At 40.2% G+C, this 12,414-nt stretch carries 8 protein-coding genes; 2 read left to right on the forward strand and 6 right to left on the reverse strand.

Going from position 1 to position 12,414, the window contains the following annotated elements; all coding sequences use genetic code 11:
* Window positions 1-390: 390 nt before the first annotated feature.
* The 5 genes from HWQ44_RS31475 to HWQ44_RS31495 all read right to left on the reverse strand — a co-directional run bounded on the left by HWQ44_RS31475 (window position 391) and on the right by HWQ44_RS31495 (window position 8,200).
* A complete protein-coding gene (locus HWQ44_RS31475; RefSeq protein WP_292726226.1) occupies window positions 391-4,953 on the reverse strand; it encodes an NHLP family bacteriocin export ABC transporter peptidase/permease/ATPase subunit in 4,563 nt (1,520 codons plus the stop codon).
* A gap of 5 nt (window positions 4,954-4,958) precedes the next feature.
* Window positions 4,959-5,255 carry a hypothetical protein gene (locus HWQ44_RS31480; protein ID WP_292726099.1) on the reverse strand — a complete coding sequence of 99 codons (297 nt, stop codon included), beginning with the start codon at window positions 5,253-5,255 and terminating at the stop codon, window positions 4,959-4,961.
* A 198-nt stretch (window positions 5,256-5,453) separates the two neighbouring features.
* Window positions 5,454-6,521 carry a tetratricopeptide repeat protein gene (locus HWQ44_RS31485; protein WP_292726101.1) on the reverse strand — a complete coding sequence of 356 codons (1,068 nt, stop codon included), beginning with the start codon at window positions 6,519-6,521 and terminating at the stop codon, window positions 5,454-5,456.
* A gap of 7 nt (window positions 6,522-6,528) precedes the next feature.
* Window positions 6,529-7,692 carry a glycosyltransferase gene (locus tag HWQ44_RS31490; protein ID WP_292726103.1) on the reverse strand — a complete coding sequence of 388 codons (1,164 nt, stop codon included), beginning with the start codon at window positions 7,690-7,692 and terminating at the stop codon, window positions 6,529-6,531.
* Between the two features lie 292 nt (window positions 7,693-7,984).
* Window positions 7,985-8,200, reverse strand: a complete 216-nt coding sequence (locus tag HWQ44_RS31495) for a hypothetical protein (protein WP_292726105.1) — start codon at window positions 8,198-8,200, stop codon at window positions 7,985-7,987.
* An 855-nt stretch (window positions 8,201-9,055) separates the two neighbouring features.
* On the opposite strand from HWQ44_RS31495, the gene HWQ44_RS31500 reads away from it, so the two are divergent.
* Both HWQ44_RS31500 and HWQ44_RS31505 read left to right on the forward strand, forming a co-directional pair.
* Complete coding sequence (locus HWQ44_RS31500; protein ID WP_292726107.1) at window positions 9,056-10,372, forward strand: amino acid permease; 1,317 nt, start codon at window positions 9,056-9,058, stop codon at window positions 10,370-10,372.
* Window positions 10,373-10,440: 68 nt separating this feature from the next.
* Window positions 10,441-10,986, forward strand: a complete 546-nt coding sequence (locus tag HWQ44_RS31505; RefSeq protein WP_292726109.1) for an RNA 2'-phosphotransferase — start codon at window positions 10,441-10,443, stop codon at window positions 10,984-10,986.
* A gap of 71 nt (window positions 10,987-11,057) precedes the next feature.
* Here the strand turns inward: HWQ44_RS31505 and HWQ44_RS31510 are convergent, their stop codons facing one another.
* Window positions 11,058-12,266, reverse strand: a complete 1,209-nt coding sequence (locus tag HWQ44_RS31510; RefSeq protein ID WP_292726111.1) for a NupC/NupG family nucleoside CNT transporter — start codon at window positions 12,264-12,266, stop codon at window positions 11,058-11,060.
* Window positions 12,267-12,414 lie beyond the last annotated feature (148 nt).

Genomic DNA, 12,414 nt, shown 5'->3' on the forward strand with positions numbered 1-12,414 from the left:
CTGTGCAAAGGCAAGTAAACAACGAATATTCTTAAACTTGGCGATGTCTACGACGGGCTATGACGCTCGATGACTCGCTACCGCTTCTCTACGAGACGCTACGCGAACGCTATCGGCGTCGCACTTCTGGTGATGGGGTGATGTGGGCGATCGCTCTCGTTTGTCTACGAAAGCCTTAAGTTGAAATTAACTTGCTAAAGTTGCCTTATGTCAGTGGGGGAATGTACGCAAACTGGAATATAGGCACTGGAGTGCAGTATGCAAACCTTGCCCTACTTGCAAAGTAGTAACTTCTTGTTCGTTCTTACAAACTTAGACTAGGAAAAATCAAATGTTGAATCAACTTTTTTCAAACATATCTTGACCTTTTTGGACATTTTATGGTGTAAGTCACATCATCTGCCGAACCATCAACTGGGCAAACAATCCTTCCATAGTTGCCAACTCTTGAAAAGTTCCTTGTTGTATAACCCGACCTGCTTGAAGTACATAAATGCGATGAGCGTTGCAGATGGTACTAAGCCGATGAGCAATAACGATTCTAGTTACTTGCAATTTATCCAAGCTTTGACTAACTATGGCTTGGGTTGTGTTATCGAGCGCGCTAGTAGCTTCATCAAACAGTAAAATCTTAGGTTTGAGTGCTAATGCTCGGGCAATCAATAGCCGTTGTCGTTGTCCACCAGAGAGATTAGTACCGCCTTCACTGACGACTGTGTGCATCCCCATCGGCATGGCAGCAATATCATCTGCTAAACCCGCCATTTGAGCTGCTTCCCAAGCTTGGTCAATCGTAAGACCTGCACCACTAGTAATATTATTAAAAATAGAAGCTGACATCAGCCGACTATTTTGCAGTACAACACCTAATTGACGGCGCACAGCATGAATATCCACAGAGGCTAAATCTTGTCCGTCGTAGTAAACTTTGCCTAATTTGGGGGATTCAAACCCTAAAAGTAATTTTAATAAAGTTGATTTACCGCTGCCGGAAGGGCCAACAATCGCAATAAATTCTCCAGCTTGAGCATGAATACTAATATTATCTAATACTAAAGGAAGATCATTAGCATAACCAAAGCTAACACGCTCTAGAGTTAATGAGCCTGAAAGTTTTCCGGGATCTGCTTGGTTAAAGTTAATTTCCGGTTCTGCAATCAGAATTGGTTTAGCTAGTTCCCACAAAGGCAAGATTTGCAAAACTTCTACGACTGTACTGCTGAGGCTAGTTACTCCATTGATAAAAGTGCCAAAAGCAACGTTAATTGCGAGAAAAGTACCAATAGATAAGCGAGATTCGCCCAATGCCTGGGATTGTGCAATTAAGCCAGCAGCAGACCAAAACAGAGCCGCAGTCGTTAAAGCAGGTAGTACTTTATTGATCCCAGCAAGACTATCTTCAATACCTTGCGTACTAAGCATTAGTTTTAGTTGCTGAGTATACTGTTGACCCCAATAAGCAAAGGCACGAGTTTCAGCTTTGGCGACTCTGAGTTTAGCTACTCCATTAATCAACTGTATAACTACACCAAAAATTTTACCTTCATAAGTTAATTCCGAGCGAGCTTTACGGACGATCGCAACACCGAAGATGATAGTCACAGCAGTATTTATCAGTGCGACTGCACCAGCTAATAGAGCTAAGGAAAAATTGTAGTAGAACAATAATCCGAGATTGAGCAACGAAAACAAACTAGAAAGGGTTGATTTTAAGATTGTATTACCCAATCTTTGGTGAATTTGATTAATAGCTGTGACCCTATAATTTAAGTCACCAACTGAAAAAGACCGGAAAAAAGAAAGCTTGAGATTGAGTAATCGATCCCAAACTGCTGCTTGAGTAGAGGAAGTGGCAAAAGTTTCTAGCCTAATCGTAGCCAGCCCTTGAATTAATTGAAACAAGATTGCGCCTGCATTAGTAGCCAATAAACCAAAAGCAACTTGACCCAGTAGAGCGCGATTTCCATCAGGGATAGCTTTGTCAATCAAGATAGCTGTAGCTTGAGGCGTGAGCATTCCTAATGAAGTAACTGTAATTCCCGTCAAGAAAATTACAATCAACTCTCTATAATGTCCTTGGAAAGCAAACTGAAGTAAATCTAGAACTTTGAGATGTTTCTGGCTTAAAGGTCGATAAAATATGTAAGCATTTGGAATTAGTGTTGCTGCCGTGCGAGCATCGACAGGGACAGAGGTTTGTTCGCTAGGCGCATAGAGTTGATAACGGGTATTAGACGTTGGTAACAATGCCACTGGCAACTTGGTCTTTTCGGTATATGCCAATATCGGGCCGTAATCCTGTCGCCACCAGTTGTCTGGCAACTTAATTTGCCGCACTCGGATACACGAAGCGCGAGCGAGAGCCTCTACAGAGTCTTTGATTTCCTGCGAATCTTCGGAAATTGCTGGCGGACGAATTTCAATTCCTAAAGCTCTACCTACAGCACCAGCCGCGACTAATAAAGGTTGCTGGTTGTCAGTTAAATAGAAATTTTTATTCAACGTTGAGCGATTACTTACTTTGTCTGACCTTGGTTGCAGTACAGATGCTAGTTCTGTCAAGGTTTGTGTCATTAACTCACGATCGAGGCGTTCCTTTGACTCTAATCTGAGTAATTCTGCATCTATTTCTTGTATAGGATTTTTGATAGCATCTATCTTGGTTAAAGAAGTGGAAGAAATTAATGAAATATCAGCAAAATTAGTTTCTGTTGTTGGGACAATACTAGATTCAAACTCAAGGTTTTGTTCGCTACGAATCAATTGCAAGTATGTCCCTTCAATTTGCTGTAATTGCTCATGAGTTCCTTGTTGAACTATCTTTCCATGTTCGAGAACAATAATTTCATCACAATCTCGAATAGTGGAAAGTCGGTGTGCAACAATGATGCAAGTGCAACCACGCGCTTGCAAATTATGACTGACTTGGTTTTCAGTCTCGGCATCTAAGGCACTGCTGGCTTCATCTAAAATCAGGATGCTAGGATTATTAACCAAGGCACGCGCAATTTCCAAGCGTTGTCGTTGACCACCGCTTAAATTAGTAGCACCCTCTAACAGGTCTGCATTGTATGCTCCTGGTAGAGAAACAATCACATCATGAATTTGAGCATCTTGACAAGCCTGAACTAAATGTTGGTTGGGTATAGTACTGTCCCAAAGTGTTAAGTTATCCTTGACACTGCCAGCAAAGAAAAAGATTTCTTGATCTACCGCAGAGATAGAATTGACCAATACTTGGCGCTCAATTCGTTCTTTGGGTTCACCATCAAAGTGAATTTCTCCCTGCCAGGGTTCGTAAAGTCCACACAAAAGTTTGGCAATAGTAGACTTACCACAACCACTAGCACCTACTAAAGCAACTCGTTGCCCTTTTTTGACACAGAGATTAAAATTTTCTATTATCGGTGGAGCTATTTGGCTGTAGCCAAAGGTGACATTCCGTAATTCAACATCCCCTTGTAATTTCAGCTTGGGAGCAGAGGATAAATTTTTCTTTTCCTTCTGTTCCCTGCCTTTTTTCGGTTCTAACTGTGGGTCAATGGGGTTCTGTAAAACGTCATCAAGGCGAATGAGATTGCTTTCCATATCTTGAAGGTCGGTTCCTAAGTTAACCAGATTATTTACAGGCTCAAGAAACCTTTGCGTCATCCCTTGGAAAGCAATTAACATGCCGATGCTCATAGCTCCATCCATGACTCGCAAACCGCCGATCGCTAGCATGAGTAGAGATGCACTACCTGACAGAAATGTTGGTAAAATTCCCAGTGTTTGGTTTGTTACTTCAAATTGTTGACGTATATTGATAGCTTTGGTGTAGTTACCTGCCCAGCGAGAGAAAAAATCCGGCTCTAATGCAGATGCTTTAAGTGTCTCTATACTTTGAAGCCCAGAAATCTCTATCCCTTGGACTTTCCCATACTCTTGCATCAATTTGGTATTAGCATCTGTGCGGTACCTTCTAACCCATTGCAAAGTAACTAAATTTACAGCGACAAAGGCGATCGCAATTGAAGTTAGTAATACATCGTATTGCAGCATGACTATTACATACAGAAATATAGAAGCTGCGGCGATCGCACTAGTAGCTAACTTCCCGGAAAGCAGGTTTGCTATACTATCGTTGAGTTGTATTCGACTACTAATTTCTCCTGCAAATCGCTGATCGTAAAAACTGATGCTCAGGCGTAAAATATGCCAGAGGAATTGACTTTTCATGCTCGCGGACAGCTTGATTTTTAACTGACGCAGAAATTGCAACTGTAACAGTGTTAAAAATCCATTGAGTCCGGCTGTCAAAATCATCCCTAAAATTAGCGGCCGCAACCATTCATTTCTACCGCCAATTAATACATGATCTACAAAAACTTGAGAAAATACAGGCAGAGCTAATCCTGGAATGACTTGCAAAAAACCTGCTACCACACAGTAAACCATAGCACCAACAGATCCTTGCAGACGTGACCATAAACTCAAGATAGTGCTAGGTTTGCGTCCCCCTGTTTGGAAACCTAAAGCAGGTTCTAAAACCAGCACAACACCTGTGTAGGAGCCGCTAAATTCTTTCCATGAGACACTACGCCGTCCAGTAGCCGGATCGTTTAGATAAACTCGTTTCTTGCTTAAACCTTCTACGACTAGGAAATGGTTAAAGTTCCAAAATACAATGTAAGGGAGTTTGAGATTCCATAGTCCATCTAAGTCTTTCTTGTAGCTCTTAGTGCTAAGTCCATAGGTTCTAGCTACTTTAAGAATGTTGAAAGCACTAACACCATCGCGTGATACTCCACAAGCTTGCCTTAGTTCCGTCAGTGAAACAATACGACCATAGTACGCCAAAATAATTCCCAAGGCAGCAGCCCCACATTCTACTACCTCCATTTGCAGTAGAGTCGGAGTATGACACCGCTTGCTTTTACGCCCTATTATCCTCTGTAGATTTTGCCACCACATCATATCTAGTTAATCCCACTCCAGGATTTTAAAAGCGGGAAGAAAAAAGTAATCAGGGCGCGATCGCGTCCAATTGAGTCTAGCCCTTTTTCCTTTAAAATTGGTGTGAGCTTCTGTATTGCTTGCAAGCTTTGATGCAAAGTTTGGCGTTGCTGTGCCATTACCTGTTTGTCTGCGTTTTGCCACTGTCGTTGCAAAGAACTAGCTTCGTTATCCTGTGCTTGCAGTTGCTCTAATTTAGTGCGTACTAGTTGTAGCTGTTTTATCAGTTCGCTGTGGGCTAGTGTCGCCAGTAGTTTCATATATATCCCAGAATTGCTGGTTGTGAAAGCGATCAAAATAGAAAAATCCTGCCTTCCATTGATGTGCGATACACATTTTCTTCGTGTCGCACATCAATGGAAATGGATAATCTCAGCAATGATCGAAAACAGTAATATTATTACTCATGGCAACACTTTACTTTTTCAAAACAATTTTCCAGAGAGCAACTATCTAATTTAAATCAATTGATAAACTTCACTTTTTTGAAACCTGTTTAAGAAATAGTCAGCCCTAAGCTTGCTTCTGGTTTCACAAGTTTTCAAATAATTGTGAGTATCTAAAATTAATGAAGTGTCCAACGCTTTTTCTGCTGCTTCAGACAAGCTATTGAAGTACATGGGATAATCTTTGCCCAAGTACTCAACTACTGCTGGTAAGGGATTAATTAAGATTGGAGTTGCTCTGGCAATACATTCTATAACTACATTGTTAGCACTGCTATCATATAAATTAAGAAAAACTATATTTTCTGATAAGAGTTCATCGTATTCATTATTTGGCATATAAATAACTTCTGTAGTATTTTTGTAAAAAGACTGCTCTATTTGTAATTGGTCAATTTCTTTCTCAATTTGCATTAAAGTATTTATTTCTTGCTCTATGTAAAGCGAATACATAGGTAGTAATCTAATTTTTTCGTATTTTAAGGAATTATTTTGAGGAATAGGTAACTGGTAAATGGCATGAAGCTTGCGTAACCACCAGCCAACTTGCACAATTTTTTTATGACTATTATTCAGGAATTTCTCAAAATTAAATTGTAATTCTGGTATTTCTGTAGGATGAATCAAAGTAGAAACTGGTTTACCTGTTTCTACTCTCACCCATTGAGCTTGATACTCAGATAATGTAAATAAACCTACGCAATAATCAAGACTTTGTTTCCAGATATTTTTAGCAAAGATTGTTTGAGGAGAATAATGATACCAAAACCAAGTAGGCATATTTGGCGGATTATGTATAAAACCCACCCAAGGTTGAGTATAGGGTGTAATGCCTTTTTCCTCTGAAGTGGCAAGAGAAGTGTAAAGACCATGCTTTTTCATTTTTTCTAAAACCACATCGGGTCTTTTACCCGATCTCTTGTGTTTATAAGCAAAGTTATTCTCTATAAAGCCATCAAAGTAGATGCCGCGATCTTTATGCAGTGGTTTTAAAGCATTGACAGCAAAATCCCAACCACTACGATGAAAATTAAAGATGATTTGGTTAGATAAATTAATTTTACAAATAGTATGGTTCATAATTCATTTACAACCAGCTCTCGATTAAGTCGCACGCTTCGATTAAACCCTGTTCAGCTTTGATTTTTTCACCGACTTCAACAGCCCGTTTTTTATAATCAGGTGTCAATATTTTCTTCTGTAAAATATTAGCTATTCCATCCACTGTCAGCTTCTGTGAGTCCATAACAGATCCTACCCCTAATCTCAGTACCTGTAGCGCATTATAAAATTGATCGTTACCTAAGGGTTCTACCAGCATTGGACAGCCATTACACAATGACCGCGCGATTGTCCCCACACCGCCATGAGTAATCAAAGCGGCTGCACGGGAAAACAACCAATTGTGGGATATCAAACCATCTAGAAACATAACGTTATCTCGCTCGATGTCTAATGGTAAATGGCTTTCATTGAAGCCTGCCCAGCCTTGTTGAATCACAATTCGGCGACCTAATTTAGCCGCAGCGCGGACGTGGATCTCTACAACTTCCTGAGGATTTTCTACAGGTACACTGCTATATGAAAGCACTAAAGGTTTGGGTTCCTGCTCAACAAATTCCTTAAGCTCTTGACTGGGTTGCCAGTCAATCCAATCTGGATCTTCATAAAACCAGAAACCTGTTTGATGTGCATGGGAATATTCTGGAAGTAACTCGCAAAGATAGGGACTAGCAGCCAAAATTAAGCGGTTCAAATCTTTGGTATTTTGCAAACTATCGCCAGAAGATGCTTGGTTTTCAGTTTCTGACTTAGGAAAGCAAAGAAAAAACGGAGTAACACAAGATTCAACCCAACAAATATCATAAATATCTGCTGTCATTGCTGCGACTCTTTTTTGCAAGCTACAAGAAATTAGCAAATCTGCATCATGACATGCCTCCATAACACAGTCCACACTGTCGATTAAGTTATGATCGAACGCACTTACAGATTTTGTTGTCTCTAATGACTCCTCCCTCAACAAAGGCAAATGGTTCCATTCTCGTGCATAACGTTGCGCTTCTTGAGGACCAATCTGTGGACGACCAACATCAGCTACTTGCAGTCCAGCTTTTAAAACATAGGGATGTATTGCCTGATTTACCACCATACGTACTTGATGTCCTCTAGTTTTCAGGACTTTTCCAAGTGCAATAAAGGGCAAGTGGTCTCCTAATGTACCGTAAGTTGTGATGACTATAGTGCTCATGTATTAGGTAGTTAATAAGTAGATTGGTCAAGAATATCGTAATTGCGAAACCAATGGGAAGTTAGGTGGAATTCATATTTCCACCTAATAGTAGACCTTTAAAATTCATGATTTGGAGGGTGAGTTAAACTCCCTTGGAAATCATGAGAATATCTGAGAACTAACGCAATTTCATGAAAATAGATTTTGACCTTTTATCGAACTAAATTTTCAATAAATTCAATCAAAATTTGCTATTTCTCATGGATTTTGCTTAAACATTAGCTAAATCTATACATATTGCATTCACTCATTATTTTATGACGAGTTCTATAGAGCCGTTTGCTATCTTTGCATCGAGTCCTTCGTCGTCAAAGAGGATACTTTGTCTAGTGTATAATTCGTCCTGTCCTTGGAATTTGAAGTATATACCCAGTCCGCCTATTATCTTCATCAAATCTTCTTCTGATAGTTCACCCTCTATAAACACATTGCTGGTGCTTTGGTCTTGTTCTTGTGAAGGATTCATGTTTCTTTCCTTTGTTAATGTCTAAATTTATCAATACTTCACCATTTACGAGGACAAGTTGATAATGCTCTAACTATCAACTTACTTTTATCTGAGACTGGGCAAAAACAATAAGTCCAAAAAATTCCTTCCAGGTTTCCCGTAAGTTTCTTTTTACCTATTGCCCGCAGGCAGTATAAAGAGTTCGATAGTCTAAGCTCCCTTATAAGCGAAAAGCTCCTGCATGGGTTATTTTGCCAGTTTTGCCAAATTTTGTAAGGCTCTTAATTTGGTGAAGGTATTTTACTATGCACTAAAATACAGCTTATCAACAGCATAATCAAGGGTTACTACAAAACATCCTACTTTTCCTACTTTTCCTACTTTTCCTACTTTTCCCACTTTTCCCACTTTTCCTACTTTATCAAGCAAATAGTTTAGTAGCTAAATATACAATCATTAACTTGTCAATAAAGATACTGAGTTTAATTATTGCCTCAGCCAATTGACTAGTTCTCCATTTAAAATTCCAACTCCCTAGCACGGAAATTTTGCTTTTGTGGTTGTTGAGAAATTTTTGATAGTTTCACTCGTTCAAAGGATACCGCTGCATCATCTCCCCAATCTCCACTGCTTCATCTTCGAGTGTGTACACATCTTCTTCTGTTGTAGGGACAATGTTCCCTACTGCGTGGTCTATTTAATTAATAAAGTGCTACAAGTGACATTTATACTCCAAAATTTGTGTTGATAATCAAGTAGCGATCGCTTATTTACCAGGAAAATTTGCTTGATAAACCAAGAAAATCAGGGTTTTTGCGAAGAATATTTCCACATGGTAATATTGTTTGTTTGGTTTAAGTACGGATATTCAGTATGGTTCCCATAAAGACTGTTCTCAAAGATTCAGAGCAAGTCACTCGGTTGTTTTCTCATCTTGAATTTGATGGAAAAAAACTCAATCATCAACCGGGTAATGTATTGGGAAGTACTGCATTGATTGCGGGAACCACCGTTGGGGCTGGGATTCTGGCTCTACCAGCCGTTACCTTGCCATCTGGTATTGTGCCATCCACATCTGGACTAGTTGCTGTTTGGCTCTACGCTTTAGTGTCAGGGTTATTGGTTGCAGATGTTACTTTAAACACAATGCGAACAGAAGGGCGTGCAAGTATAGGTTTTTTGGGAGTTGTTGAAAAAATCCTTGGTAAACTAGGAGCGCGAATTGCTGGTGGCGCATATTTATTTATGCACTATGCTCTCTTGGTGGCATATATCACTGAAGGCGGAGAGATTTTAGGATATGCGGCGGCTAAAGTCTGGGGTGTGCAGATATTGCCTACGTGGGTAGGCACAACGACTTTCACGCTCTTATTTGGTGGCATTATGTATCTTGGGCGAGAAAAGTTTATTGAGAAATTAAACAGCGCCTTTGTCGGAATTGTCATTGTTTCCTTCTTGGGACTATTGTTTCTGGCAGGAGGACACATTCAGAGTGCCCAACTGTTATTTCAGAACTGGAGTGCCCTTGGTAGTGCCATTTCAGTGATGTCTGTGGCGCTATTTTTCCAAAACGTTGTGCCCTTGGTTGTGGCGCAACTCGAAGGGGATGCTGGCAAAATTCGTCAGTCTATCTTTATTGGTTCTGTGATTCCTCTAATTATGTTCTTGGCATGGAATGCCGTAATTTTAGGAAGCGTCAGTCCCGATATGCTAGATGGCACATCTGATGGTAGAACTATTTTTGATCCATTGCAAATTCTTCGAGCAGGTAGTGCAGGGGAATGGTTAGGAGTGCTAGTATCCATTTTTTCAGAGTTTGCGATCGTCACATCATTCATTGGATTTGTGTACGGATTGCTGGATTTGTTCAAAGATATTTTCCTACTTGCACAGGGCAGACTTTCTAGCCGCCTACCCCTCTATTCGTTGGTTCTTTTCCCTCCTATGACTCTCGGAACGCTTAATCCCAGCATCTTTTTTACTGCCCTAGATTACACTGGAACATTTAGTATCTCAGTTCTAGGTGGAATTATTCCGGCGTTAATGAGTTGGAAACAACGTCAAGAACAAGAAAACTCAGATAGCATCAATCAGCCATTTGTTCCGGGTGGTAAGGTGACACTCATTGTGATGATTGGAGTAGCATTAGCTATGATGGGAAGACAAATTCTGTCAATTTACACAAAGTAAAACCATCAATAAATTTTTGTGCTACATAAAGACTATAATCGTAGTATGAACATGCTAACTACAATCAAATGAGTGATTCTCGCCTCGTTAAAATCAGCAAATATCTCAGCAAATATCTACGACACACACCAGATGCAATTGGAATTCAACTTGCTCCTGGTGGTTGGGTTGCTGTTGATGAACTACTTACTGCTTGTGCTAAAGACAAATTTCCAATTACCCGTCAGGAATTACAGATGGTAGTTGAATCCAACGAGAAACAACGCTTTTCTTTTGATTCTACAGGTAATCTTATTCGTGCTAATCAAGGACATAGTGTAGAAGTCGATTTACAATTAGAACCTGTTATTCCTCCAGATGAGCTTTATCACGGCACTGGACACAAATCTGTAGAGTCAATTCTGCAAACAGGACTTTGCAAAATGTCACGACATCATGTCCATTTATCGAAGGAGATTGCAACAGCACAAACTGTTGGTGCAAGACATGGGAAAGCAGTGGTTTTTACTGTAAATACTGCGGCAATGCATCAGGCAGGTTATATTTTCTATTGTTCTGCGAATGGTGTTTGGTTAGTCGATCATGTGCCACCTGAGTATCTACAAAAAATTTGAATTTTCACAAAACAGAATTCAGAAAGATTTCCTCTATTAAGAGTTTCTAATATGACTTGAAAAATTCTTCTTCAAATTAGCATCCCAGCAATACAAGCGGTGATAAAACCCGCTAATAATCCGCCAATCATTGACCTTACACCCATACGAGCTAAATCATGCTGGCGATTAGGTGCTATCCCCGTAATCCCGCCAATGGTAATGCCAATTGAACCGATATTTGCAAAATTACATAATGCGTAAGTTGTAATAATTACTGCCCGTTGGGAAATTTTTCCACTTTCAATTAGTGCCTTCAAATCCAAAAAAGCAATAAACTCATTCAAAATTGTTTTTGTACCCAATAAAGCCCCAACTTGCCGACAATCAGCCCAAGGTATGCCCATTAGCCACGCCACGGGAGCCATGAGAAAAGACAAAATCCACTGTAATGAGAGTTGCTGTAAGCCCACAAATGCCCCCAACCATCCCAAAAGTGCATTCAGGGCAGCCAATAACCCTAAAAAGGCGATAATCATCACCCCAACATTAACTGCTAGCTTCACGCCGTCAATTGCTCCGGTGGTAGCAGCATCAATTACATTTACATAATTGGTTTCCATATATGCTTTTGCTTTGCCAGCCGTCTCTGATACTTCTGTTTCTGGGTAAAGTAATTTTGATACCACCAACGAAGTGGGAGCAGTCATAAAGAAAGCAGCAATCAGGTGTTCTGCTGGAATGCCAAAAGAAAGATATGCTCCTAGTACTCCCGCCGCAATGGTGGCAAAACCACCCGTCATCACGGCATGGAGTTCCGATTGCGTCATATTCGCTATATATGGTTTAACCATCAGCGCCGACTCTGTTGGCCCCAAAAAGATGTTACCTGCACAAGATAAAGATTCAGAACCCGATGTTTTCATCGTTTTCATCATTACCCACGCCATCACATTTACGACTCGCTGTAAAATGCCGTAGTAATACAAGACACTGATGAAAGCAGAGAAAAAGATAATTGTCGGTAGCACTTGAAAAGCAAAGAAATGATCCTTAAAATTTTCTCCAAAGACAAATTTGGCACCAACATCAGAAAATGCTAAAAATTGGCTGACAAAATCTCCCAGAGATTTAAACACAGTCAAACCCCAAGGAGTTTTAAGAATCACTAGTGCAAACACAAATTCCAATCCCAAACCCCACGCCACTATTCGCCAACGCACCGCACGACGATTAACAGAAAAGGCGTAGGATATACTGATAAAAACTAAAATTCCCAACGCAGAGATGGCGCGTTCCATGTTTACTCCTGAAAAGGTATTGCTAAGGCACTTAGTCACAGAGCATACACAAAATCTGCCTTTTTTTGTGGTTTTTTAGTTAATTACTAGAGTTTTGATGCTGTAAATAAGAATTTAGCGATGTCTACGACGGGCTACGCCTACGCAC

Source organism: Nostoc sp. JL34, assembly GCF_017114945.1.
In the GTDB taxonomy this organism is placed as follows: Bacteria; Cyanobacteriota; Cyanobacteriia; order Cyanobacteriales; family Nostocaceae; genus Nostoc.

What these genes read in the sequence shown, in the direction of transcription:
- HWQ44_RS31490 (WP_292726103.1), bottom strand. Translation starts at nt 7,692, where the DNA reads ATGAGCACTATAGTCATCACAACTTACGGTACATTAGGAGACCACTTG.
- HWQ44_RS31505 (WP_292726109.1), top strand. Translation starts at nt 10,441, where the DNA reads ATGAGTGATTCTCGCCTCGTTAAAATCAGCAAATATCTCAGCAAATAT.
- HWQ44_RS31510 (WP_292726111.1), bottom strand. Translation starts at nt 12,266, where the DNA reads ATGGAACGCGCCATCTCTGCGTTGGGAATTTTAGTTTTTATCAGTATA.
- HWQ44_RS31495 (WP_292726105.1), bottom strand. Translation starts at nt 8,200, where the DNA reads ATGAATCCTTCACAAGAACAAGACCAAAGCACCAGCAATGTGTTTATA.
- HWQ44_RS31500 (WP_292726107.1), top strand. Translation starts at nt 9,056, where the DNA reads ATGGTTCCCATAAAGACTGTTCTCAAAGATTCAGAGCAAGTCACTCGG.
- HWQ44_RS31485 (WP_292726101.1), bottom strand. Translation starts at nt 6,521, where the DNA reads ATGAACCATACTATTTGTAAAATTAATTTATCTAACCAAATCATCTTT.
- HWQ44_RS31480 (WP_292726099.1), bottom strand. Translation starts at nt 5,255, where the DNA reads ATGAAACTACTGGCGACACTAGCCCACAGCGAACTGATAAAACAGCTA.
- HWQ44_RS31475 (WP_292726226.1), bottom strand. Translation starts at nt 4,953, where the DNA reads ATGTGGTGGCAAAATCTACAGAGGATAATAGGGCGTAAAAGCAAGCGG.